Origin of the sequence: Rugamonas rivuli (genome assembly GCF_009380165.1) — a bacterium.
Lineage (GTDB): Bacteria > Pseudomonadota > Gammaproteobacteria > Burkholderiales > Burkholderiaceae_D > Rugamonas > Rugamonas rivuli.
The window spans coordinates 955,692-980,252 of sequence record NZ_WHUF01000003.1; the positions used below are offsets into that span (position 1 = coordinate 955,692).

General features: G+C 64.6%; 24 protein-coding genes. 14 read left to right on the forward strand and 10 right to left on the reverse strand.

The genetic code is table 11. From position 1 onward, the window contains the following. The first annotated feature begins 102 nt into the window (after positions 1-102). The 7 genes from argS to GEV01_RS14740 are packed head-to-tail and all read left to right on the forward strand — an operon-like array spanning position 103 to position 6,327. Complete coding sequence (argS, locus tag GEV01_RS14710; RefSeq protein WP_152805445.1) at positions 103-1,812, forward strand: arginine--tRNA ligase; 1,710 nt, start codon at positions 103-105, stop codon at positions 1,810-1,812. 21 nt (positions 1,813-1,833) lie between these two features. Next, positions 1,834-2,541: an SPOR domain-containing protein gene (locus tag GEV01_RS14715; RefSeq protein ID WP_152805447.1), complete on the forward strand. Its 708-nt coding sequence runs from the start codon at positions 1,834-1,836 to the stop codon at positions 2,539-2,541. A 15-nt stretch (positions 2,542-2,556) separates the two neighbouring features. Further along, positions 2,557-3,228, forward strand: a complete 672-nt coding sequence (locus tag GEV01_RS14720) for a thiol:disulfide interchange protein DsbA/DsbL (RefSeq protein ID WP_152805449.1) — start codon at positions 2,557-2,559, stop codon at positions 3,226-3,228. 2 nt (positions 3,229-3,230) lie between these two features. Then, positions 3,231-4,034 (forward strand): SDR family oxidoreductase, encoded by an 804-nt coding sequence (locus tag GEV01_RS14725; protein ID WP_152805451.1) that lies wholly within the window; start codon positions 3,231-3,233, stop codon positions 4,032-4,034. Further along, complete coding sequence (locus tag GEV01_RS14730) at positions 4,034-4,852, forward strand: biotin--[acetyl-CoA-carboxylase] ligase (RefSeq protein WP_152805758.1); 819 nt, start codon at positions 4,034-4,036, stop codon at positions 4,850-4,852. Before GEV01_RS14725 ends, GEV01_RS14730 begins: the two co-directional genes overlap by 1 nt. Further along, positions 4,849-5,616 (forward strand): type III pantothenate kinase, encoded by a 768-nt coding sequence (locus GEV01_RS14735; protein WP_152805452.1) that lies wholly within the window; start codon positions 4,849-4,851, stop codon positions 5,614-5,616. The genes GEV01_RS14730 and GEV01_RS14735 overlap by 4 nt, the downstream gene beginning before the upstream one ends. A gap of 18 nt (positions 5,617-5,634) precedes the next feature. Then, positions 5,635-6,327, forward strand: a complete 693-nt coding sequence (locus GEV01_RS14740; RefSeq protein WP_328595525.1) for an SPOR domain-containing protein — start codon at positions 5,635-5,637, stop codon at positions 6,325-6,327. 7 nt (positions 6,328-6,334) lie between these two features. On the opposite strand, the gene GEV01_RS14745 is transcribed toward GEV01_RS14740, so the two are convergent. Further along, positions 6,335-7,069, reverse strand: a complete 735-nt coding sequence (locus GEV01_RS14745) for a 3-oxoacyl-ACP reductase family protein (RefSeq protein WP_008445023.1) — start codon at positions 7,067-7,069, stop codon at positions 6,335-6,337. 110 nt (positions 7,070-7,179) lie between these two features. Between GEV01_RS14745 and GEV01_RS14750 the strand changes: the two genes are divergently transcribed. Beyond that, positions 7,180-8,103, forward strand: a complete 924-nt coding sequence (locus GEV01_RS14750; protein WP_152805454.1) for a LysR family transcriptional regulator — start codon at positions 7,180-7,182, stop codon at positions 8,101-8,103. Between the two features lie 18 nt (positions 8,104-8,121). Here the strand turns inward: GEV01_RS14750 and GEV01_RS14755 are convergent, their stop codons facing one another. The 9 genes from GEV01_RS14755 to GEV01_RS14795 all read right to left on the reverse strand — a co-directional run bounded on the left by GEV01_RS14755 (position 8,122) and on the right by GEV01_RS14795 (position 18,830). After that, a complete protein-coding gene (locus GEV01_RS14755) occupies positions 8,122-8,445 on the reverse strand; it encodes a hypothetical protein (RefSeq protein WP_152805456.1) in 324 nt (107 codons plus the stop codon). A gap of 72 nt (positions 8,446-8,517) precedes the next feature. Then, a complete protein-coding gene (locus tag GEV01_RS14760) occupies positions 8,518-9,660 on the reverse strand; it encodes a septal ring lytic transglycosylase RlpA family protein (protein WP_152805459.1) in 1,143 nt (380 codons plus the stop codon). A gap of 10 nt (positions 9,661-9,670) precedes the next feature. Further along, entirely contained in the window at positions 9,671-11,725 is a 2,055-nt protein-coding gene (gene mrdA, locus GEV01_RS14765; protein ID WP_152805461.1) for a penicillin-binding protein 2, read from the reverse strand. Next, positions 11,722-12,867: a rod shape-determining protein RodA gene (gene rodA / locus GEV01_RS14770; protein WP_152805464.1), complete on the reverse strand. Its 1,146-nt coding sequence runs from the start codon at positions 12,865-12,867 to the stop codon at positions 11,722-11,724. Before rodA (GEV01_RS14770) ends, mrdA (GEV01_RS14765) begins: the two co-directional genes overlap by 4 nt. Continuing rightward, positions 12,867-13,979: a rod shape-determining protein RodA gene (rodA, locus tag GEV01_RS14775; protein ID WP_152805466.1), complete on the reverse strand. Its 1,113-nt coding sequence runs from the start codon at positions 13,977-13,979 to the stop codon at positions 12,867-12,869. The genes rodA (GEV01_RS14770) and rodA (GEV01_RS14775) overlap by 1 nt, the downstream gene beginning before the upstream one ends. Before the next feature lie 9 nt (positions 13,980-13,988). Next, positions 13,989-15,971, reverse strand: a complete 1,983-nt coding sequence (gene mrdA, locus GEV01_RS14780) for a penicillin-binding protein 2 (RefSeq protein ID WP_152805469.1) — start codon at positions 15,969-15,971, stop codon at positions 13,989-13,991. A gap of 41 nt (positions 15,972-16,012) precedes the next feature. Beyond that, a complete protein-coding gene (gene mreD, locus GEV01_RS14785) occupies positions 16,013-16,525 on the reverse strand; it encodes a rod shape-determining protein MreD (protein WP_152805472.1) in 513 nt (170 codons plus the stop codon). Beyond that, positions 16,522-17,694 carry a rod shape-determining protein MreC gene (gene mreC / locus GEV01_RS14790; RefSeq protein ID WP_152805476.1) on the reverse strand — a complete coding sequence of 391 codons (1,173 nt, stop codon included), beginning with the start codon at positions 17,692-17,694 and terminating at the stop codon, positions 16,522-16,524. The genes mreD and mreC overlap by 4 nt, the downstream gene beginning before the upstream one ends. A gap of 92 nt (positions 17,695-17,786) precedes the next feature. Next, the gene (locus tag GEV01_RS14795) at positions 17,787-18,830 is read right to left on the reverse strand and encodes a rod shape-determining protein (RefSeq protein ID WP_008445008.1); all 1,044 of its coding nucleotides are present in this window, start codon (positions 18,828-18,830) and stop codon (positions 17,787-17,789) included. A gap of 274 nt (positions 18,831-19,104) precedes the next feature. On the opposite strand from GEV01_RS14795, the gene gatC reads away from it, so the two are divergent. From gatC to GEV01_RS14825, 6 genes are all read left to right on the forward strand, one after another. After that, complete coding sequence (gene gatC / locus GEV01_RS14800; protein WP_070358145.1) at positions 19,105-19,407, forward strand: Asp-tRNA(Asn)/Glu-tRNA(Gln) amidotransferase subunit GatC; 303 nt, start codon at positions 19,105-19,107, stop codon at positions 19,405-19,407. A gap of 129 nt (positions 19,408-19,536) precedes the next feature. Continuing rightward, complete coding sequence (gene gatA, locus GEV01_RS14805; RefSeq protein WP_152805480.1) at positions 19,537-21,009, forward strand: Asp-tRNA(Asn)/Glu-tRNA(Gln) amidotransferase subunit GatA; 1,473 nt, start codon at positions 19,537-19,539, stop codon at positions 21,007-21,009. Between the two features lie 24 nt (positions 21,010-21,033). Continuing rightward, the gene (gatB, locus tag GEV01_RS14810; RefSeq protein ID WP_070271194.1) at positions 21,034-22,494 is read left to right on the forward strand and encodes an Asp-tRNA(Asn)/Glu-tRNA(Gln) amidotransferase subunit GatB; all 1,461 of its coding nucleotides are present in this window, start codon (positions 21,034-21,036) and stop codon (positions 22,492-22,494) included. A gap of 125 nt (positions 22,495-22,619) precedes the next feature. Continuing rightward, positions 22,620-23,105: a GNAT family N-acetyltransferase gene (locus GEV01_RS14815; protein WP_152805483.1), complete on the forward strand. Its 486-nt coding sequence runs from the start codon at positions 22,620-22,622 to the stop codon at positions 23,103-23,105. Then, entirely contained in the window at positions 23,102-23,902 is an 801-nt protein-coding gene (locus GEV01_RS14820) for a lysozyme inhibitor LprI family protein (RefSeq protein ID WP_152805487.1), read from the forward strand. The genes GEV01_RS14815 and GEV01_RS14820 overlap by 4 nt, the downstream gene beginning before the upstream one ends. A 17-nt stretch (positions 23,903-23,919) precedes the next feature. After that, positions 23,920-24,558 (forward strand): GNAT family N-acetyltransferase, encoded by a 639-nt coding sequence (locus GEV01_RS14825; protein WP_152805490.1) that lies wholly within the window; start codon positions 23,920-23,922, stop codon positions 24,556-24,558. The last annotated feature ends 3 nt before the right edge of the window (positions 24,559-24,561 follow it).

Genomic DNA, 24,561 nt, shown 5'->3' on the forward strand with positions numbered 1-24,561 from the left:
GCGGCAAACCAGTATAATTACCGCTGTTTGGCCGGTGCCAGCGCGCCGTCCGTTTTCGCTTCTGGATGTACTTACACACGCGGTTCAGCCGCCATTTTGCTCATGCTCGCCCAACAAAAACAAGATATCACCGCCCTGTTCCAGGCCGCCCTCGCTCCCATCCTGGCCGGCACCGAAGTCGCCGCCAACGTCGTGCTGGAGCGACCGCGCGACCCGTCCCATGGCGACGTGGCCTGCAACATCGCCATGCAACTGGCCAAGCAGCTGAAAATGAACCCGCGTGAACTGGCCACCAAAGTGGTCGACGCTCTGCTGGCCAACCCGGCCGGCCAAGGCCTGGTCGAATCGGCGGACATCGCCGGCCCGGGCTTCATCAACCTGCGCGTGAGCGCCGCCGCCAAGCAGGCCGTGGTCAAGGCCGTGCTGGCGCAGGGCGCCGCTTTCGGCACCGCCGAAGCCGGCAAAGGCAAGAGCGTCATCATCGAATTCGTCTCCGCCAACCCGACCGGCCCGCTGCACGTGGGCCACGGCCGCCAGGCGGCGCTGGGCGACGCGCTGTCGTCGCTGTTCGGCTCCCAGGGCTACGCCGTCACCCGCGAGTTCTACTACAACGACGCCGGCGTGCAGATCCAGACCCTGGCCAACTCGGTGCAGGCCCGCCTGCGCGGCCACAAGCCGGGCGACGCCGCCTGGCCTGAATCGGCCTACAACGGCGACTACATCGCCGACATCGCAGCCGACTTCCTGCTGAAGAAAACCGTATCGGCCTCGGACGGCTCGCCGGCCACCGCCTCGGGCGACATCGAAGACATCGAATCGATCCGCCACTTCGCCGTCACCTACCTGCGCAACGAGCAGGACATCGACCTGCAAGCCTTCGGCGTCAAGTTCGACAACTACTACCTCGAATCGTCGCTGTACGCCGACGGCAAGGTGGACGCCGCCGTCGACATGCTCAACAAATCCGGCAAGACCTACGAAGAAGAAGGCGCGCTGTGGCTGCGCACCGAAGACTACGGCGACGACAAGAACCGCGTGATGCGCAAGAAGGACGGCACCTACACCTACTTCGTGCCGGACGTGGCCTACCACATCGTCAAGTTCCAGCGCGGCTTTACCCAGGCGATCAACGTCCAGGGTTCGGACCACCACGGCACCATCGCCCGCGTGCGCGCCGGCCTGCAGGCGGTCAACGTCGGCATCCCGCAGGGCTACCCCGACTACGTGCTGCACAAGATGGTCACGGTGATGAAGGGCGGCGAAGAGGTCAAGATCTCCAAGCGCGCCGGCTCCTACGTGACGGTGCGCGACCTGATCGAATGGTCGGGCGGCGGCGACATCGAGAAGGGCCGCGACGCCGTGCGCTTCTTCCTCATCTCCCGCAAGGCCGACACCGAATTCGTATTCGACGTCGACGTCGCGCTGAAAACCTCGGACGAAAATCCGGTGTATTACGTGCAGTACGCCCACGCGCGCATCTGCCGCATGCTGGAACAGTGGACCGGCGCCGAAGCCGACCTGGCCAGCGTCGACCTGTCGCCGCTGACCGCGCCGACCGAAGCGACGCTGCTGGCAACCCTGGCCGCCTACCCGGAAACGCTGGCGCGCGCGCAAGCGGAACTGGGCCCGCACCAGATCGCGTTCTATCTGCGCGACCTGGCCGCCAACCTGCACAGCTTCTACTTCGCCGAGCGCGTGCTGGTCGACGACGAGGCATTGAAGGCGGCCCGTATCGCGCTGATGGTCGCCACCCGCCAGGTGCTGCGCAACGGCCTGGCGCTGATCGGCGTCTCCGCTCCCAACAAAATGTAATTGCGAAGGACATCCCGCACAATGAATTTCCGCTCCAGCCTTACCCCACGTACCCGTCAGAACGGCAACACCATCATCGGCATCGTCATCGGCCTGGTCATCGGCCTGGCGATCGCCGTGGTCGTGGCCCTGGTGATCAACAAGGGCTCGACGCCGTTCACCGACAAAGGGCGTACCAGCAAGGCCGCGGAACCGACTGCGGGACAAGCCGCCGATCCGAACAAGCCGATGTACGGCAACAAGGAAGCGGCGCGCGAGGCGGCCAAGGACTTCGCCAAGGAACCGCCTAAGGCGCCGCCTCCGGCAGATCCATTGCAAGCGGTGGTCGACAAGATCCAGGGCGCGGCCGCACCGGCGGCGCCTGCGGCGCCAGCACCGGCGCCGGCTCCTGCCGAAAAGCCGAAAGCTGCACCGGCCACGCCGGCCGCCGCCAACGTCGCGCCGGTACCGGCCAAGGCCGCACCTGCCGCCGCTGCCGACAGCGGCGACGACAAATTCATCTACTACCTGCAAGCGGGCGCCTTCCGCGAGATCGCCGACGCCGAAAGCGCGCGCGCCAAGCTGGCCCTGCTGGGCTTCGAGGCCAACGTCTCCGACCGCGCCACCGACACCGGCGTGCTGCACCGCGTGCGACTGGGCCCGTTCAACCAGGTCGAAACCATGAACAAAGTTCGTAGCAAACTGTCCGAAAACGGCATCGATGTCGCCGTCGTCCGCAATCAAAAATAAGCCAGGAGTATCCAGATGCGATTCATGAAATTCGTTGTTGGTGCGTTGATGCTGAGCGTTGCGGCCCTGTCGCAAGCCTCCCCTGCCGATCCAAAAAACGGCGTCGAATACAAGACGCTGGCCGCGCCGCAGCCGGTCAACAGCGGCAAGAAGGTCGAAGTCATCGAGTTCTTCGACTATGCCTGCCCGCACTGCTTCGCGTTCGATCCATCGCTGTCCGCCTGGATCAAGAAACAGGGCGACGCCATCGTCTTCAAGCGCGTGCACATCTCGCGCAGCGGCACCGACCTGCCGCAGCAAAAGATGTTCCTCACGCTCAGCGCCATGGGCCTGCTCAACGACGCCATGCACACCAAGATCTTCACCGAGATGCACGTCAACCGCAACCGCATGAACCGCGACGAGATGGCCTTCGACTTCGTCGCCAAGCAGGGCGCGGACCGCCAGAAGTTCATCGAGATCTATCGCGGCCTGGGCGTGAGCGGCAGCGTGCGCCGCTCGGCATCGATGATGGATGCCTACGGCGTCGATTCGTGGCCGATGATCGCCATCGACGGCAAGTACGTCACCTCGCCGACCATGGCCAATGAAGGTTCCAAGTCCGCCACCACCGAGGCCGAACTGCACACCCAGGCCACGCAGGTCATGGACATCCTGGTCGCCAAGGCGAAAGCGGAAAAGAAATAAAGATGAACAACCAGGGCGCCGGGCCGGAGCGGGTCTTCATCACCGGCGCCTCAAGCGGCCTCGGTGCGGCTCTCGCCGCACAGTATGCGGCGCAGGGCGCCACCCTGGGCCTGCTGGCCCGCCGCAGCGAGATGCTGGACCAGCTGATCGCCTCCCTCCCCAACCCTGAACGCCACCGCGCCTACGCGGTCGATGTGCGCGACCACGCCGCCATCGCCGCCGCCGCGCAAGCCTTTCTGGCGCACGCCGGCGGCATCGACGTGGTGATCGCCAACGCCGGCATCTCGGTCGGCACGCTGACCGAGTTCGCCGAAGACATCCCGGTATTCGAAGCCGTCATCGCCACCAACGTAGTGGCCACCGCCGCCACCTTCGCGCCCTTCATTCCGGCGATGAAAGCCCAGATGAAAACGCAAAACCGACCGGCGCGGCTGGTCGGCATCGGCAGCGTGGCCGGCATACGCGGGCTGCCGGGCGCCGAGGCGTACAGCGCCTCCAAGGCCGCCGTGATCAGCTACTGCGAATCGCTGCGGCTGGAGATGAAACCCTACGGCATCCGCGTCGTCACCATCTGCCCCGGCTACATCGACACGCCGATGACGCAGGTGAATCCCTACCCGATGCCCTTCCTGATGGCGCCTGAAAAATTCGCCGCCAAGGCCGCGCGCACCATCGCCGCCGGCAGCAGCTACAAGGTGATCCCGTGGCAGATGGGCGTCGTCGCCAAGGTGCTGCGCATGCTGCCGAACCCACTCTACGACCTGGCCTTCGCCAAGGCGCCGCACAAACCACGCAAGGCCGCATGATGAATACTCTCGACGCCGACGCCATCCGCGCCAGCTGCGCCACCAGCGCCTCGCACGTGGCGATAGAAACCGTCGCCGAAACCGGCTCCACCAACGCCGACCTGCTGGCCCGCGTCGACACGCTGGCCGGCCCGGTGCTGCGCATCGCCGGCAACCAGACGGCGGGACGCGGCCGCGCCGGCCGCAGCTGGCTGTCCGCGCCAGGCGCCGCGCTGATGTTCTCGCTGGCCTGGCGCTTCAAGGGCCCGCTGCACAGCATGTCCGGCCTGCCGATGGCGGTCGGCGTGGCGCTGGCCGAAACCATCGCCTCGCTGGGCGTGCCGGTGCAGATCAAGTGGCCCAACGACCTGCTGCGCGACGGTAAAAAACTGGCCGGCATCCTGGTCGAAACCCAGGCCGCCCGCAAGGACGGCGACGGTGCCATCTGGGCCGTGATCGGCGTCGGCATCAACCTGCTGATGCCGGACGAGCTGGAAGCGCAGATCGGCCGCGAAGTGGCCGCCGCGCCATGGCTGGCCAAGATGGACCGCAACCAGTTGATGGCGGCCCTGCTCAGCCGCCTGGCCGCCGTGCTGGCCGAATTCGACGACACCGGTTTCGCCCCCTTCGCCGAACGCTGGAACCAGCTGCACGCGTGGCAGGGCCAGGAAGTCGTCATCCTCGACAACGGCAAGGTGCTGCAACAGGGCCGCGCCGCCGGCGTCGACGCCATCGGCCGCCTGATGCTGGACACGGAACAGGGCCGCGCCGAAGTGCTGTCCGGCGACGTCTCGCTGCGCCTGTCGTCAACCATCGCTTCTTCTATCGGACCAACATGATTTTATTGATCGATGCCGGCAACACCCGCGTCAAATGGGCGCTGGCCGAAACGGGTACTGAACTGGGCGCATGGATCGCCCACGGCGCCGTCATGCACGCCGACCTGCAACAGCTGGAACTGCACCTGAGCGAGGCCGTGGCCGACCGCGGCGTCGACCGCATCCTGATCGCCAACGTGGCCGGCGGCGCGCTGCGCGTGCAGCTGGAATATGTGCTGCAACGGACCTTCCCCGCGATGATCCTGCCGGAGCAGGCCATCGAATGGTTTGCCTCGCTGCCCGCGCTGGCCGGCGTCACCAACGGCTACCGCAATCCCGGGCAGCTGGGCTGCGACCGTTTCGCCGCCGCCATCGCCGGCCATGCGCTGGCGGTCGGGCGCGAAGTCATCGTCGCCAACTGCGGCACCGCCACCACCATCGACGCCATCACGGCCGACGGCATGTTCCTGGGCGGGATGATCCTGCCGGGACTGGGCCTGATGGCCAGTTCGCTGGCGCGCAACACGGCGCAGTTGCCGCAAATTGCGCAAGACGGTAAGCTGCCGGACGGATTCGCCGACAACACCGACGACGCCATCCTGAGCGGCTGCCTGGCCGCGCAGAGCGGCGCCATCGAGCATGCGTTCGCGTGGCACAAGGCCAGCGAGTGCATCATCTCCGGCGGTGCGGCGCCCTACATCGCGCCGATGCTGAAGGTGCCGTACCGTATCGTCGAAAATATCGTGTTAATCGGTTTGCATGCTGCCGCCGGCAGCGCCGACTAAGGTTGCAAGGGAAGCTCCGTGCTGAAATTTATTTTCTGGTCGCTGGTCGCCGTCAATGCCGCGCTGTTCGCGTACGGCAAAGGATATCTCGGCCATTTCAGCGGCAACGAGCGTGAGCCGGAGCGCCTGCTCAATCAACTCAACGCCGACAAGCTGGCCATCATCTCCGCCGAAAAGGCAAATGAGGCATCGGCGGCGACGGCAGCAACAGCCAGCGCCGCCGCCAGCGCCAAGCCGGCGCCGGAAGTGCTGGCCTGCGTGGAGATCGGCAGCTTCGTGCTGGCCGACGCGCGCCGCTTCGAAACCCAGCTCGCGCCGCTCAAGCTGGGCGACCGCCAGTCGCGCCACAACCTGCCAGGCAGCGAAGTATCGAGCTATATCGTTTATATGCCGCCGCAGGGCAGCAAGGAAGGCGCCGACAAGAAGGCCGGCGAACTGCGCGCGCTGGGCGTGACCAACTACTTCATCATGAACGACAATTCGCCGCTGCGCTGGGGGATTTCGCTGGGCGTGTTCAAGACCGAAGGCGCGGCGCAAAACCAGCTGGCCGCATTGATGAAGCAAGGCGTGCGCACCGCGCGCGTCGCGCCGCGCATGAGCGGCAGCAAACTGCTGGCCTTCCAGTTCCGCGATGTGGATGCGGAGCTGAAGGCCAAGCTGGAACAGTTCCGCGCCGGTTATCCAGACGCGGAAAGCCACGCCTGCAAATAACCCAGGCTTAGGCGCTGAAGCCGCCGTCTATCGTCAGGCTGGCACCGGTGATGTAGCCCGCTTCCGGCCCCGCCAGATACGACACGAAACCGGCGATCTCCTCCACCTTGCCGTAGCGCGGCAATGCCATCATGGCTTTCAGCGCGCCGGCGAAATCGCCGCTGTCCGGATTCATGTCGGTATCGACAGGGCCGGGCTGCACGTTGTTGACGGTGATGCCGCGCGCGCCCAGGTCGCGCGCCATGCCCTTGGTCAGGCCAACCAGCGCCGATTTGCTCATCGCGTAAGCGGCGCCGCCGCCGAACGGCATGCGCTCCGCATTGGTGCTGCCGATGGTGATCACGCGGCCGCCCTGTCCCATATGGCGCGCCGCTTCCTGCGTCGCCACGAACACGCTGCGCACATTGATGGCCAGCGTGCGGTCGAAGTCTTCCAGCGTAAAGTCTTCCAGCGGCGCGATCGCCAGCACGCCGGCGTTGTTGACCAGGATGTCGATACGACCGTGGGCTTCGGCGGCGTTGCGGATGGCTGCTTTCAACGCCGATGCGTCGGCGCTGTCGGCCTTGACGGCTTGCGCCTTGCCGCCTGCGGCTTCGATCTCCGCCACCAGTTGCGCGGCCTTGTCGGCCGAGCTGGAATACGTCAGCACGACGGTGGCGCCGTCCGCTGCCAGCCGTTTTGCGATAGCCGCGCCGATGCCGCGCGAGCCGCCCTGTACGAATGCGATTTTACCGTCGATCATTTGAAGCTCCTGGTGAGTGATTTGGAGCCTTCAGTATCCGCCTGTAATTATGTCGCGACTAGACCATAGTTATTATCTTTAGTTGATCCCATTGGTTTAAAATGAAAACTATGGAAACCATGATCAGCATCGAATGCTTCGTGCGCAGCGCCGAAGCGGGCAGCTTTTCGGAGGCGGCCCGCCGGCTGGGATTGACGCCGGCCGCCGTCGGCAAGAACATCGCGCGGCTGGAGGCGCGGCTGGGCGTGCGCCTGTTCCAGCGCAGCACCCGCAGCCTGTCGCTGACGGAGGCCGGGCAGCAGTTCCTCGATGAAGTGGGCGGCAGCCTGTCGACCATACAGAACGCGGTCGCCAACCTGGCCAGCGCCGGCGGTCAACCGGCCGGCACACTGCGGGTCAGCATGCCGACCAATTTCGGCCGCAAGTACATCGTGCCGATGCTGGGCGATTTTTTGCAGCGTTATCCCGCCATCTCGCCCGACTGGGCTTTCGACAACCGCCCGGTGGACCTGATCGCGCAGAGCTACGACGCCGCCGTGGGCGGCGGCATCGACCTGTCTCCCGGCGTGGTGGCACGCCGCCTGGCGCCTGCGCACCGGATACTGGTGGCGTCGCCGGCGTATCTGTCCGAACATCCCGCGCCGAAGTCGCCCGCCGACCTGCACGAGCATGACGGCATCCTGATACGTTCGCCGCAGACGGGCAGGATACGTCCGTGGGCGCTGGTCAACCGCAGCAAGCAGCAGGCGCCCATCACGCTGCGCGTGCGCATGACGATGAGCGATCCCGGCGCCGCCTGCGACGCGGCGGCCCTAGGCCTGGGCATCGCCTTGATCAACTGCTCGGAAGCACTGGAGCATCTGGAAGGCGGCACGCTGGTGCGGGTGCTGCCAGGCTGGCATGTGGATGGCGGCACCGTATCGATCTACTATCCGGCGCAGAAGCTGCTGCCGGCGAAAACGCGGGCCTTCGTGGAATTTGTCGTCGAGCGCTTCCGCGCGGAGCGGCTGGCGCAGGTGCTGTCGGCGGTTTAGCGCAGGACGACGAGCGGCTTAGCGGGTGGCGATGATGATGATGTCGGCGTCGCAGTTACGGTAGTGGATGACGATGACGATGATGCGCCGCAGCCGTGCGGCAGAAGCAACGCCCAGGTCCATGGGGGCGCGGTCGGCGCGGTTCTTCATCGTCAGGTCCACGCGCGATTCGGCGCTGACGGGGATGTTCATCGCCTTCAGTGCTGCCTTGGGATTGGCCATCAGCGACAGCGCCATGTCCGGGTCCAGCTCGGCCCTGTGGACCGATTCGACCTCGCCCGAATCCGGGTTCATGTCTGAAAACAGCTTGCGCAGCACCTCGGTATCGTCCTGGATTTCCATGATTACCTCCATTGATAGTGGAGGTTCAGTCTAGCCAGCGAACCCTTGCGAACGGTTGATGTAGCGCATGGATTAGCGCTGGACGACGATGGGTTTGAGGTGCAACGATGACGGCAGGCCTTGCGCCGCCTGGAGCGCTTCCTGGCGGGTGGCGAACGGGCCGGTGAACAGCCGATGTACGGAGCCGCCCTGCACCACTTCCAATCCGTTCAGGCCTTTGCCGGACAGCTTGTTGCGCACCACTTCCGCATTTTCGGCGCGCGAGTAGGCGCCCAGTTGCAAATAGAAGCCGCCCTTGGCGGTGCTGGCGGCCAGCGTTTCGGCGCTGGCCGGCGCGCGGTCGGTCAGCATCAGCGCTTCCGCATCGGAGGATGACGCACCCGGCATGGCCTTGGGCGCCAGCACCAGCGGCTCGCTCAGCGTTGCCGATGGCGTCAACAGCAGCGGGCCGCCCCCCAGGCCGCCCGAAGACGTCTTCCGTGGCGACGACTGCGACTGCAAGCGCGGCGACACCGAGTTCGACACGCCGCCGCGCACCGCCAGCATGCGGTCCACTTCATCGGGCAGGATGCGTTCGATCTGCAGTTCGTGGCTGCCCTTGCCCAGCAAGCCCAGTTTCAGCGCCGCCGTGTACGACACGTCGATCGCGCGGTTGGCGTGGAACGGCCCACGGTCGTTGATGCGCACGATGACCACCGCGCCGCTCACCAGATTGGTCAGGCGCGCATAGGATGGAATCGGCAGCGTCGGATGCGCGGCCGTCATCTTGTACATGTCGTAGATCTCGCCGGACGAGGTGCGCTGTCCGTGGAACTTCTTGCCGTACCAGCTGCCGACGCCGATCTGCGAGTAAGGCTGGTTGTTGGTGATCGGCGTGTAGGTCTTGCCGAAGACGACGTAGGGACGGTTCGAGTACGGCAGCAGCGGATCGTTGCGCACGTCGGCGTCCGGCACGTCGGCCAGGTTGGCGGGCGGCGCGTCGCCGGGGCCATCGTCCTGGTAGTAGCCGCCGCGGCCCGAATTCGCCGGCGGCAGCACCGGCAGGCCTGCATCCGGCTTGCCGGTGGACGGCGCCTTGATCACCGGCCCCGAAGTACGGGGCGGCCGGGGCGTCGTCGCGGTATCGCTCACTGTCGGCGCAGTACCGCAGCCGACCAGCGCCAGCAAGGCCAGCCCGGTACAGACATTCAAAATACGACCACGGTTTATACGCATAACATCTTCCTTACGGTTTCTTTCGCACCGGCGGCACCGGGGCGGCAGGGGCGGCTCCCGCCGGCTGCTGCGGCAGCGGTTGCTGCGGTGGTTGCGACGGCGCGCGCCGTTCGAATTCGGCCAGCGCGGCCTGCTCTTCCAGCGTCTGCCCTTCCACCGGCACCACCATCTCCGCATCCTCCTTCGGCACCTTGGTGCTGTCCTTCTCGGCCGGGCGCTTGCCCAGCAGGTAGTAGTCCAAGGCCTTGCGGGCGATAGGCGCCGCTTCCGCGCCGCCCTTGCCCGCGTTCTCCACCACCAGCGCCAGCACGATGCGCGGCTTGTCCGCCGGCGCGAAGGCCGTGAACAGCGCATTGTCGCGCAAGCGTTCGGCCAGCCGCGCGGCGTTGTATTTTTCGCCAGAGCGGATGGTGATCACCTGCGCGGTGCCGGTCTTGCCGCCCACCGTGTAGCCTGCGCCGGCGAACGCGCGCACGCCCGTGCCGCCCGCCTCGGTGGTCACGCCGACCATGGCGCTCTTGATGGTGTCGATATTCTCCTGCTTGAGCGGAATCCGGTAACTCTCCTTGGGCACCGTCAGCTTGCGGGCGCGGGTAGCGCCGTCTTCCACGATCTTGACCAGGTGCGGCTTCATCACCACGCCGTTGTTGGCCAGGTTGGCCACCGCGTGCGCGATTTGCAAAGGCGTGTAGGCGTTGTAGCCCGAGCCATTGCTGACCGAGATGGTATCACCACCCACCCATCGCCCCGCCGCACCCTTGAAACGCTTGCGCTTCCACTCCTGCGACGGCAGCACGCCGGTCTTTTCGTTTTCCAGGTCGATGCCGGTCTGCTGGCCGAAGCCGAAGGGCTTCATGAAACCGGAGATGGCGTCGATGCCCATGTCGTGGCCCAGCGCGTAGTAGTAGGTATTGCAGGAGACGACGATGGACTTGTGCATATCGACCGTGCCGTGGCCGCCCACGACGTCGTCGTTGAATTTGTGGCCGCCGAGGTAGTAGAAGCCCGGATCATAGGTCGTATCGGCGGGCCGGCGCTTGCCCAGCTCCAGCGCAGCCAGCGCCATGAAGGGCTTGAAGGTGGATCCCGGCGCATAGGTGCCGGACAGCGGACGGTTAACCATCGGCCGGTCCAGCGAGGTATTGAGTTCGTTCCAGCTCTGCGCATCGATGCCATCGACGAACAGGTTGGGATCGTAGCCGGGCCGCGACACATAGGCCAGGATGTCGCCGGTCGACGGCTCGATGGCCACCAGCGCGCCGCGCCGTTCGCCGAAGGCTTCCTCGACCACTTTTTGCAGCTCGATGTCGATCGACAGTATCAGATTGCTGCCCGCAACCGCCGGCGTGCGCGACAAAGTGCGGATGGCGCGGCCGCCGGCCGACACTTCCACTTCCTCGTAGCCGGTGGTGCCGTGCAGCTGCTTCTCGTAGCTCTTCTCCAAGCCTTCCTTGCCGATATGGTCGGAGCCCTTGTAGTTGGCCGCATCGTCGGTGTCCTCGATGGCCTTGGCCTCGGCGCGGCTGACGCGGCCGATGTAGCCGATCACGTGCGACGCCGTCTCGCCCAACGGATACTGGCGGAACAAGCGCGCCTGCACTTCCACGCCGGGGAAACGGAAGCGCTGCGCCGAAAAGCGCGCAACCTCTTCATCGCTCAAACGGGTGCGCAGCGGCACGCTCTCGAAGCCCTTGGATTCCTCCAGCAGCTTCTTGAAGCGCTTGCGGTCCTTGACTTCGATCTCCACCAGCTTGGATAGCTCGTCGATGGTTTCGTCCAGCGTCATGCTCAGCTTCGACGGTGTGATCTCCAGCGTGAAGGCCGAGTAGTTACGCGCCAGGACCACGCCGTTGCGGTCCAAAATCAGGCCGCGATTGGGCACGATGGGCACGATGGCGATGCGGTTCTCTTCCGCCTTGACGGCGAAGTCCTTGTACTTGACCACCTGCAGCCAGATGAAGCGCGCCAGCAGCAGGCCGAAACAGATGAACGCCATCGCGCCCAGCACCGTGATGCGGGTGCGGAACTGCTGGAGCTCGCGCTCCGTGTCCTTAACCTCCATCATGCCGTCGCTCCCCACGCCCGGGCGGCGGCGCCGCCGCGCACGCCGCGGCTGTGGTGCTGGATGCTCATCAGGATGCCGCCGCCCAGGCCCAGCGTCATCAGGGCGGTGCCGCCATAGCTCATGAACGGCAGCGGCACGCCGACCACCGGCACGATGCCGCTGACCATGCCCATGTTGACGAAAGCGTAGGTGAAGTAAATCATCGTGATGGAACCCGCCAGCAGGCGGGTAAAGAAGGTGGACGCATTGACGGCGATATTCAGGCCGCGCACGATCAGCAACAGATACAACACCAGCAGCACCATATTGCCGGTCAGGCCGAACTCCTCGGAGAACACGGCGAAGATAAAGTCGGTGGTGCGCTCGGGGATGAATTCCAGGTGGGCCTGCGTGCCGTGGGTCCAGCCCTTGCCGCCGAAGCCCCCCGAGCCGATGGCGATCATCGACTGGATGATGTGGAAGCCTTTGCCCAGCGGGTCGTGATACGGGTCGATCAGCGTCAGCACGCGGTCGCGCTGATAATCGTGCATCACGGACCACAGCACAGGCAAGGCCGCGCAGGCCGCCGCCCCCATCGCCGCCACAGCCTTCCACGACAACCCGCCGAGGAAGATCACATACGCACCGGCCGCCACCACCAGCATCGCCGTGCCCAAATCGGGCTGGCGCGCGATCAGGCCGACGGGTATCGCCAGCAGCAGCGCCGCGATCAGATAGGAATGCCAGCGCAACTGCCCCTGCTGCCGCTGAAAGAACCACGCCATCATCAACGGCATGGCGATCTTCATGTATTCGGAAGGCTGCACCTGTATGCCGAAAGTCAGCCAGCGGCGTGAGCCGCCCTTGATGGTGCCGAACAGCGCCACCGCCACCAGCAGCGCCACACCCAGCGCGTAGGCCGGCACGGCGATACGCATCATCACCTGCGGCGGCGTGTTCGCCGCGATCCACGTGACCAGGAAAGCCATGCAGATATTGCGCGCCTGGCCCGTCATCTGGCCGGGAATCGCGATGCCCGCCGAGTACAGAGTGACCAGTCCCACCGACAGCAGCATCAGCATGATGACGGCCAGCTGCGGGTCGAACACCGCAAAGTAGGGCCGTACCCGCTGCCACAGCGGGCGACCGTCATGCACGCGCATCAGGTCTGCACCAGTTTGCGGTGGCGCTGGATGCTCATCAGGATGCCCGCGCCCAGGCCCAGCGTCAGCAGCGCCGTGCCGCCGTAGCTCATGAACGGCAGCGGCACGCCGACCACCGGCAGGATGCCGCTGACCATGCCCATGTTGACGAAGGCGTAGGTGAAGTAAATCATCGTTACCGCGCCGGCCAGCAGGCGGGTGAAGAAGTTGGGCGCATTCCCGGCGATCATCAGGCCACGGCCGATCAGCAGCAGGTACAGGAACATCAGCACCAAATTACCGGTCAGGCCGAACTCCTCGGAGAACACGGCGAAGATAAAGTCGGTGGTGCGCTCCGGGATGAACTCAAGGTGGGCCTGCGTGCCGTGGGTCCAGCCCTTGCCGGTGATGCCGCCCGAGCCCACCGCGATGGTCGACTGAATGATGTGGAAGCCCTTGCCCAGCGGGTCGGAAGTCGGGTCGATCAGCGTCATCACGCGTTCGCGCTGGTAGTCGTGCAGCACCGACCAGATCACCGGCAGGCTGGCCGCGCCGGCCACGAACAATGCGATCAGCGCCTTCCACGCCAGACCGGCCAGGAAGATCACGCAGAAGCCCGCAGCCACCACCAGCAAGGCGGTGCCCAGGTCCGGCTGCTTGACGATCAGCCCAACGGGTATCGCCAGCAGCACGGCGGCGATGCCGTAATCCTGCCAGCGCAGATGGCCGGCGCGCTGCTGGAAGAACCACGCCAGCATCAGCGGCATGGCGATCTTCATGAATTCGGACGGCTGGATATCGACGCCCAGGTGCAGCCAGCGCCGCGCGCCCAGCTTGATGGTGCCGAACAGCGCCACGCCGATCAGCAGCGCCACCGCGACCACATAGGCCGGCACGGCGATCCGCATCATCATCTGCGGCGACACATTGGCCACGAACCACATCACGATGAAGGCCAGGAAGATGTTGCGCAGCTGGTCTTCCACCTTGCCGGGAATGCCGATGCCGGCCGAGTACAGCGTGACCAGGCCGACCGACAGCAGCGCGCAGATGATCAGCGCCAGCGGAATGTCGAAAACGGTGAAGTACGGGCGAAGGCGGCGCCACAGGGAACGCCTTTCGTTGATGCGCATGCTGGTCCTTTATTCCTTGTTGCCGGGTGTTTCAGCGCCGGGCTTCTTGTCGTCGCTGACGCCCTGTTCGGCCTGGACGTCCTGTACGGAGCGCAGCTCGGCGTCCTCCTTCGGCACGCGGGTGGTTTCTTTTTCGTTCGGGCGCTTGCCCAGCAGGTAGTAGTCGAGCGCCTTGCGCACGATGGGCGCGGCCACGCCGGCGCCGAAGCCGCCGTTCTCCACCACCACCGCGATGGCGATGCGCGGCTTGTCGGCCGGGGCGAAGGCGGTGTAGAGCGCGTTGTCGCGCAGGCGTTCGGCGATCAGGTTGGCGTTGTACTTCTCGTTCTTCTTGATCGCCACCAGCTGCGCGGTACCGGTCTTGCCGCCCGAGGTGTAGCCGGCGCCGGCAAAGGCGCGCGCCGCCGTGCCGCCGATGGTAACTCCGACCATGGCGTTCTTGATGACGTCGATATTTTCCTGCTTGAGCGGGATGCGGTAGCTTTCCTTGGGCACCGTCAGCTTGCGGGCGCGCGAGACGCCGTCTTCGACGATCTTCACCAGGTGCGGCTTCATGACGATGCCGTTGTTGGCCAGGTTCGATACCGCGTGCGCCATTTGCAGCGGCGTGTAGTTGTTAAAGCCGTTGCCGATGGCGATGGAGATGGTGTCGCCGCCCACCCACTTCTGCGCCGCCACGTTCTTCTTGAAGCGGTTGCGCTTCCATTCCTTCGACGGCAGCACGCCCTGCTTCTCGTGTTCCAGGTCGATGCCGGTCAGCTGGCCGAAGCCGAACGGCTTCATGAAATCGCTGATGGCGTCGATGCCCAACTCGTTGCCGAGGATGTAGTAGTAGGTGTCGCAGGATTCGACAATGGACTTGTACATGTCCACCGTGCCGTGGCCGCCCGGTTTATCGTCGCGGAACTTGTGGCCGCCCAGCGTGAACGAGCCCGGATCGAAGATGGTCTGGCCCGGCGTGCGCTTGCCCAGTTCCAGCGCGGCCAGCGCCATGAAGGGCTTGAAGGTGGAACCGGGCGGATAGGTGCCGGACAGCGGACGGTTCACCATCGGCTTGTCCAGCGAGGTATTGAGTTCGTTCCAGCTCTGCGAGTCGATGCCGTCGACGAACAGGTTGGGATCGTAGCCGGGCCGCGATACGTAGGCCAGGATGTCGCCCGTCTCCGGCTCGATGGCCACCAGCGCGCCGCGCCATTCGCCGAAGGCTTCCTCGATCACCTTTTGCAGTTCGATGTCGATCGACAGTATCAGGTTGCTGCCCGGCGTGGCGGGCGTGCGTGACAGCGTGCGGATGGCGCGGCCGCCGGCCGACTTCTCCACTTCCTCGTAGCCGGTGATGCCGTGCAGCTGCTTCTCGTAGCTTTTCTCCAGGCCTTCCTTACCGATATGGTCGGTGCCGTTGTAGTTGGCGGCGTCCTCGGTGTCGGCGATGGCCTTGGCCTCGCTGGTGTTGATGCGGCCGATGTAGCCGATCACGTGGGAGGCGATCTCGCCCAGCGGGTACTGGCGGAACAGGCGCGCCTGCACTTCCACGCCGGGGAAGCGGAAGCGCTGCGCGGAAAAGCGCGCCACCTCCTCATCCGTCAGGCGGGTGCGCAGCGGCACGCTCTCGAAGCCCTTGGATTCCTCCAGCAGCTTCTTGAAGCGCTTGCGGTCCTTGGTCTCCACCGTAATCAGCTTGGACAGCTCGTCGATGGTTTCGTCCAGCGTGGTGCTCAGTTTGGACGGCGTGATCTCCAGCGTGAAGGCCGAGTAGTTGCGCGCCAGGACCACGCCGTTGCGGTCCAAAATCAGGCCGCGATTCGGTTCGATGGGGACGATGGCGATGCGGTTCTCTTCGGCCTGCGCGACGTAGTCGCTATGCTTGTAGACCTGCAGCCAGATGAAGCGCGCCAGCAGCGAGGCAAAGCAGAAGAACACCAGCGCGCCCAGCACCGTCAGGCGCAGGCGGAACTGGTGCAGCTCGCGTTGATTGTCCTTGAGTTCAGTCATGGTGCTCAGTCACGGTGCTCAGTCACTTCTCGGCCGGGGCGTCAGATCGGGCGGGTGTGGTCGCGGTCCACCGCGCGGCGCTGCGGCGCCAGCAGCAGCCAGGTCGCCAGCGGCCACAGGGCCACGGCGACGATGCTTTCGACGAAGTAGAACCAGCCGGGGAATTTACCGGAGACGAAGAAGCGCACGATCAGCTGCACCGACTGCGCCATCAGCAGCAGCGGGAACACGTGCATCGCCTGCGTCAGCAGCGGGAACCACAGCACCCGGCGATGCAACATGATGGCGAAGTAGGACAGCAGCGTGTAGGCCAGCGCATTCTCGCCCAGCAGCGTGGAGTCATGCACGTCCATCAGCAGGCCGAGGAAGAAGGCGGTGCCGATGCCGACCTTGCGCGGCTGGTGCACACCCCAGAACACCAGCACCAGCGCCACGAAGTCCGGCACGCCGATGAAGTTCCCCCAGGGGAGCAGGTTCAGTAGGAAAGCGCAGAACAGGCTGAAGGCGATGAACAGCGGGCTGACCGGCAGCAGGATATAGTGTGGACGATTCATCGTGCCGGCTCCTTCGGTTTGGTGGCAGCGGGTGCGGGCTGGCCGTTCGCGGCTGCGGCGGCAGGTGCTGCGGCGGTTGTAGCGGGTGCGGCGGCCGGCGCCACAGCAGGTGCTGCACCTGGCGCGGCTGCGGCAGGCGCGCCAGCGGCAGGCGCCGGTTTTGGCGCAGGCGGAGGCATCACCGGCATCAAACCGGGCGGCGCGTTGTTGGCCGGCGCGGCGGCCGCAGGCGCAGCAGGTTCGACGCCCTCTTTCGGCGCCTCCTTGATCGGCGCCATCTTGTTGTTGTGCTTCTTGAGCGCGCGCGCCTCTTCATCCGGCGGACGCGGAGGCATCTCCGGCGTCGACATCAGAATCAGCAGCTGCGTATTGTTGGAGATGCCGGCCAGCGGCTGGCACACCACGCCGCCGAACGATCCGGCCGCGCTGTTTTCCACCTGGCTCACGCGCGCCACCGCCAGGCCGGCCGGGTAGACGCCGTCCAGGCCCGAGGTGACGACGATGTCGCCGACCTGGATATCCGCATTCGGCGCCGTGAAGCGCAGCTCCAGCGCGCCGGACTTGCCGCGTCCATAGGCCACGCTGCGCAAGCCGTTGCGCAGCAGCTGCACGGGAATGGCCTGCTCCTTATCGGTCAGCAGCGTCACTTCGGAGGTAAAGGGGAACACGCGCGTGACCTGGCCGACCACGCCCTGGTTGTCGATCACCGGCAGGCCGAGCGCCACACCCTGCTGGGTGCCGCGGTCGAGGATCACCTTGCGGCTGTTGACATCGCGCGCGTCGTACAGAATCTCGGCCAGCATGGACTTCACCGGCAGATGCTCGCGCGCTGCCATCAGGCGGCGCAGTTGGTTGTTTTCAGCCGTCTGGAGCTGGGCCTGTTGCAGCACCAGCGCGCCGGCGATCTGCTGGCGTTTGAGCTCGCGCACCTGCTTTTCCAGCGACGACAGAGTGGAGAAATAATCGCCGACGCCGTAGATGGCGTCGCGAGGCAGCAAGGCTGCCATTTGCAGCGGATACAGCACCGTGGCTGCCGCCTTGCGCACGGTGGTCAAGGTACGCATGCGCGCATCGACCAGCAGCAGTGCAATCGAAATGCACGCAAACACCGTCATCTTGACGCGGGCGGAGGCGCCTTGCTTGAAAAGTGGCGGAGGACTGTATTCCATGACTTCCAATAATCCGGCGCTCGCGCGCCAACGAGACTGTCAACTCATCCCAATGCATCGGGGCCGCTGTTTCGCGGCCCCGTCTTGTCAGATCATTCGTAGGAGAAGATCGAGCCCAGCTGGTCCATCCGCTCCAGCGCCATGCCCGAGCCGCGCACCACGCAGGTCAGCGGATCTTCCGCCACCAGCACCGGCAGGCCGGTTTCTTCCATCAGCAGACGATCCAGATCGCGCAGCAGCGCGCCGCCGCCCGTCAGCATCATGCCTTTTTCCGCAATGTCGGCGCCCAGTTCCGGCGGCGTCTGTTCCAGCGCGTTCTTCACGGCCGAAACGATGTTGTTCAGTGGGTCGGTCAGCGCTTCCAGGATCTCGTTGGACGAAATCGTGAACGAGCGCGGGATGCCTTCGGACAGGTTGCGGCCCTTGACTTCCATTTCCTTCACTTCCGAACCCGGGAAGGCCGAACCGATGGCCTTCTTGATCGCTTCAGCGGTCTGTTCGCCGATCAGCATGCCGTAGTTGCGGCGGATGTAGTTGACGATGGCTTCATCGAACTTGTCGCCGCCCACGCGCACCGAACCTTTGTAGACCATGCCGCCCAGCGAGATGATGCCCACCTCGGTGGTGCCGCCGCCGATGTCGACCACCATCGAGCCGGTTGCATCCGACACCGGCAGGCCGGCGCCGATCGCCGCAGCCATCGGCTCTTCGATCAGGTAGACCTGCGAAGCGCCGGCGCCCAGCGCCGATTCGCGGATCGCGCGGCGCTCAACCTGGGTCGAGCCGCACGGTACGCAGATGATGATGCGCGGCGAAGGACGGAAGAATTTGGAGTCGTGCACCATGCGGATGAACTGCTTCAGCATTTGTTCGGTGACGGTGAAGTCGGCGATCACGCCGTCTTTCATCGGGCGGATCGCCTCGATGTTGCCAGGCACTTTGCCCAGCATCTGTTTTGCTTCCTTACCAACTGCCTGGATCGTCTTCTTGCCGTTAGGGCCGCCCTCTTGGCGGATCGCGACGACCGACGGTTCATCCAGGACGATGCCCTGGCCGCGAACGTAGATCAAAGTGTTGGCCGTGCCCAAGTCGATGGCCAGATCGGTGGAAATATACCTGCGTAAAAAACCAAACATGTGTGTCCTGTGGCGCTACTGGTGTGCGCGTAAGCCGTTAGAAAGAAATCCTGTGGTGACGCGGCGGCTGCAATGATTCAGCGCCGGCAACGCATCAACCCGCCATTCTACCTTATAATTTGAATGCGATTTGCCGAAAATCCCGCCAAAAGTGTATCGGCTGAGTCCGCGAGTTAAGCGGTATTCGTTCTCTTTTGCCAGCGAAAAGGCAGAATTTCCAGTTTTTTATCAATATTACAATTAAACCTAGCGCGGCCCGCCCGCGCCATTCGCCATGTCCCTGACCATATCCGACGTAACACGCATTGCAAAACTGGCACAACTTGAGATGAGCGAGCAGCAGACCGCTACCGCGCTGGACCAGTTGAACGGCATTTTTGCGCTGGCCGAACAGATGCAGGCGGTCGACACCGACGGCGTCGCCCCGCTGAGCCACCCGCTGGCGGCGCACATGAATAACATCGCCCTGCGCCTGCGCGAAGACGTGGCCACCGAGGCCAATCGCCGCGAAGACTACCAGGCCGTCGCGCCCAAGACCCAGGACGGTCTGTACCTGGTGCCGAAAGTGATCGAATAAGAGCGACGCGCCCGCCGAGCCGTCATTCCCGCGCAAGCGGGAATCCATACTGAGCCGACCTGGCCAGCGTTCCATGGATTCCCGCCTACGCGGGAATGACGGGCCACTCCGAATCTGAATTGAAACGCCATGCACACCAAAACCATTAAAGAGCTGTCCGCGCTGCTGCAAAGCAAAGCCATCACCGCCACCGAACTGGCGACGCATTTCCTCGACCGTATCGAAAAAAGCGACCTGAACGCCTTCCTGCACGTGGACCGCGCGCTGACCCTGGCGCAAGCGGCCGAAGCGGACGCCCGCATCGCCGCCGGCACCGCCACCCCGCTGACCGGCGTGCCGATCGCCCACAAGGACATCTTCGTCACCCGCGACTGGCGCTCGACCGCCGGCTCGAAAATGCTGGCCAACTACGTCAGCCCGTTCGACGCCACCGTGGTGGAAAAATTCCGCGCGGCCGGCATGGTCACGCTGGGCAAATTGAACTGCGACGAATTCGCCATGGGCTCGGCCAATGAAAACTCGGCCTTCGGCGCGGTGAAAAACCCGTGGGATAAAAACGCCGTACCTGGCGGCTCCTCCGGCGGTTCCGCCGCCGCCGTGGCCGCGCGCCTGGCGCCGGCCGTCACCGGCACCGACACCGGCGGCTCGATCCGCCAGCCGGCAGCGTTCTGCGGCATCACCGGCATCAAGCCGACCTACGGCCGCGTATCGCGTTTCGGCATGATCGCCTTCGCCTCGTCGCTGGACCAGGGCGGCCCGATGGCGCAAACCGCCGAAGACTGCGCGCTGCTGCTCAACGCCATGGCCGGCTTCGACGAACGCGATTCGACCTCGCTGACGCCTGAAATGGGCGGCATCGACGAAGACTACACCCGCGAACTGGGCCAGCCGCTGGCAGGCCTGCGCATCGGCGTGCCGAAGGAATACTTCGGCGAAGGCCTGGCCAAGGACGTGGAAGACGCCGTGCGCGCAGCGCTGGCCAAGTACGTCGAAATGGGCGCGACGCTGGTGGACATCTCGCTGCCGAACACCGCGCTGTCGATCCCGGCCTACTACATGATCGCGCCGGCCGAAGCATCGTCCAACCTGTCGCGTTTCGACGGCGTGCGCTACGGCCACCGCGCTTCGGAATACAAAGACCTGTCCGACATGTACCGCAAGACCCGCGCCGAAGGCTTCGGCGCCGAAGTAAAACGCCGCATCATGGTCGGCACCTATGTGCTGTGCCACGGCTACTACGACGCCTACTACCTGAAGGCGCAAAAAATCCGCCGCCTGATCGCGCAGGATTTCGAAGCGGTGCTGAACGGCCCTAACGCCGTCTGCGACGTCATCATGGGACCGGTCGCGCCGACCGTGGCATGGGACCTGGGCGACAAGTCCGACGACCCGGTTGCCGCCTACCTGGCCGACATCTACACGCTGTCCACCAGCCTGGCCGGCTTGCCTGGCATGTCGATCCCGGTCGGCTTCGGCGCCAAGAACCGCCCTGTGGGCCTGCAGATCATCGGCAAGCATTTCGGCGAAGCGAAACTGCTGAACGTCGCCCACCAGTACCAGCTGGCGACCGACTGGCACACCCGCGCACCCGCCGGCATCTAACTTAAAAAATACAGCGAGAATCATATGGAATGGGAAGTCGTCATCGGTCTTGAGAACCACGTGCAGCTCACGACCGAATCTAAAATTTTCAGCGGATCGCCGATCAAGTTCGGCGCCGACGCCAACACGCAAGCCAGCCCTGTGGACCTGGCGCTGCCAGGCGTGCTGCCGGTGATGAACAAGCAGGCGGTAGACCGCGCGATCCGCTTCGGCCTGGCGGTTGGCGCGAAGATCGCGCCGGCGTCCATCTTCGCCCGCAAGAACTACTTCTATCCCGACCTGCCCAAGGGCTACCAGATCAGCCAGTTCGAAGACCCTGTCGTCATCGGCGGCGCGCTGACCTTCGGCTACGAGAAGGATGGCGAATTCGTCACCAAGACCGTCAACCTGACCCGCGCCCACCTGGAAGAAGACGCCGGCAAATCGCTGCACGAAGACTACGCAGGCATGAGCGGCATCGACTTGAACCGCGCCGGCACGCCGCTGCTGGAAATCGTCTCCGAGCCGGAAATCCGCAGCGCCGCCGAAGCCGTGGCCTACGCCAAGGCCCTGCACTCGCTGGTGATGTGGCTGGGCGTCTGCGACGGCAATATGCAGGAAGGCTCGTTCCGCTGCGACGTCAACGTCTCCGTGCGTCCGAAAGGCCAGAAGGAATTCGGCACCCGCTGCGAGATCAAGAACTTGAACTCGTTCCGCTTCATCGAAGAGGCAGTGCACGTCGAAGTGCGCCGCCAGATCGAGTTGATCGAAGACGGCGGCAAGGTTGTTCAGGCTACCCGCCTGTACGACCCGGATCGCAAAGAGACGCGTGAAATGCGCAGCAAGGAAGACGCGCAGGACTACCGCTACTTCCCGGACCCGGACCTGCCGCCGCTGATGATTTCCGAAGAGTGGATTTCGAAGGTCAAGGCATCGATGCCGGAACTGCCGGCCGCCATGCGCGCCCGCTTCGTCAGCGAATACGCACTGCCGGAATATGACTCGCTGGTGCTGACCGCATCCAAGGCAATGGCGACCTACTTCGTCGCCGTGGTGGAAAAAGCCGGCAAGGAAAACGCCAAGGCCGCAGCCAACTGGCTGATGGGCGACGTGTCGTCGACGCTGAACCGCGAAGGCGTGGACCTGGATCAATCGCCGGTATCGGCAGTGCAGCTGGCCGCCATGCTGAAGCGCATCGCCGACGGCACCATCTCCAACAAGGCCGCGAAAGAAGTATTCGCCGGCATGTGGGAAGCCAAATCCACGGACGAGAACCTGGTTGACACCATCATCGACGCCAAGGGCCTGAAGCAGATCTCCGACACCGGCGCGCTGGAAGCGATCGTCAACGACGTCATCGCCGCCAACGAGAAATCGGTGGAGCAGTACCGCGCAGGCAAGGAAGCGGCGCTCAACTCGCTGATCGGCCAGGCGATGAAAGCGTCGCGCGGCAAAGCCAACCCGGCGCAGCTGACCGAGCTGCTGAAGGCCAAGCTGGCCGGCTAAATATGGCAGACCTTGAAAGGGACGCCACGGCGTCCTTTTTTTTGGCCCGCTCCGTGAGAATGCGCGAGTATTCAAGGATCGCAAACTGCTATCCTGTTCAACCCTACGACTAAAGAACCAACGCAATGACCGATACGAGAATACGCCTGGCCGTGCCTGAAGATGCAGCCTCGATCGCCGCAATGGCCGTTGCGCTGACCGAAGAAATATCCCAGCGCCTTGGTGTAAAGACCTTCAACCTGGATCAGCAAAAAACCGCCAGCTTGTGCCACGCCCTGCTGCGCGAGGAAAAGTACCTGGCGCTGATCGCGATTGCCGAAGGCGAGGCTATCGGCTTCGTCGGCATCTCCGAAGGCCGCGCACTGTATGCGGAAGGCGCGCTGGCGACCATGCAGGAGTTCTTCGTCGCCCCGCCCTTCCGCACCAACGGCGTCGGCGGCCAACTGCTGAACGCCGCCGCCGAACTGGCGCGCAAGCGTCGCTGGAACCGCCTGGAAGTCTGCACACCGCCGTTGCCCGAGTACGACCGCAGCCTGGCGTTCTATGAGCGTCATGGCTTCGAGATCACCGGTGGCCGCAAACTCAAACGCCTCTTTACGGAAGCCCAATGAAAAAACTGATTGCCCTGCTGGCCTTGAGCGCATCCACGCTGGCCCACGCCGCCACGATAGACTGGCCTTTGAGCTACGAGGGCAAATCGACGAACGCCTTCATCTGGGACAAGCGCGCCAAAGAGCTGATCCAGACGCGCGTCCCCAGCAAGCTGGCCAGGGACGTGCTGGCGGGACTGGGCGGCCCGCCGGAGCCGGTGTTTGTGGTCGACAAGCGCTACGTCAGCGCATCGGCCTGCGTGCCGCACGCCTGCCCGGAAAAGGGCTTCTTCTGGATGGACACCCAGACCGGCCAGGGCCTGGGCGCGGACATCTTCGACGGCGCGCTGCGCCTCGGCTCCAACAGCCTGTCCGCAAAACAGATCCCGGCGCCTGCGCGCCGCGCATTGATCGACTGGATGAGCGCCAACGACGTCACACCGGTCAGCGTGGAATTCATCGACAACCGCGGCGCCAGCACCAGCATCGACGCCGCGCAATTCAAGCCGGCGGCGCACTTCGAGCCTTCGGCCGAAGGTCCATCCTATGACTGCAAGGCGGCAGTCACGCGCGTTGAAAAAACCATCTGCGCCGATGCGGCTTTGGCCAAACAGGATCTGGCGCTGGCCAAGCTGCTGAAGGAAATCCGCCAGGGCCACGACAGCATAGCCTCCCGAAACGAGCTGCGCGACTTCCAGCGCAAATGGCTGAAGGAGCGCGACACCACCTGCGCCCCCGCTGCGGACATCAACGCCTGCCTGGGCAAGCAGTACCAGGCCCAGAACGACCGGCTGATGAACTGGATACCCGGCCGCTAAGCATGGAGAGTACGACGTTGAACAAGACATTCGATGTGGCTCCAACTGCGGCAGCATGGACCAAGGGATGGACGCTGACGCGCGACAAGGCCTCCCCCGTCAGCCAACCCTACGGCTACAAGATCGACCTGGGCGTTCCTGAGCGCCTGGAGCGACATGTCATGGTCGACTACGACGCAGACGTCCTGCGTGCGCTGACCGACAGCCTGCACACGCCGGGAACCTGGCTCAAAGTGTGCGCGCACCCGGAGCAGGTCGCGCCGCTTTTGCACGAAAGCTGGCAAGTCCAGGCGCCCGAGTACCTGATGGCGGTGGCGTTGGATAACGCAGCAGCGGTGGCGCCTGATGGCTACCAGCTGTCCATGTCCACATCCGACGCTGTCTCCGACGCAGAGCTCAGGGATGCAGATGGCGAACTGGCGGCGCGGGGGCGAGTGGCCCACAGCGACGGCGTTGCCACGTTCGACCAGATCATCACCGAACCTGCGCATCAACGAAAAGGGCTAGGCCGCGTCATCATGGCGACGCTCGCCAACGCATCCATCGCCCACAAGGCAAACGTGGGCGTGCTGGTCGCCACTGAGCAGGGCCGCGCCCTCTATCAGGCGATAGGGTGGACACTGGTTTCGCCTGTCACTGCGGCGGTCATCGCTTGATTT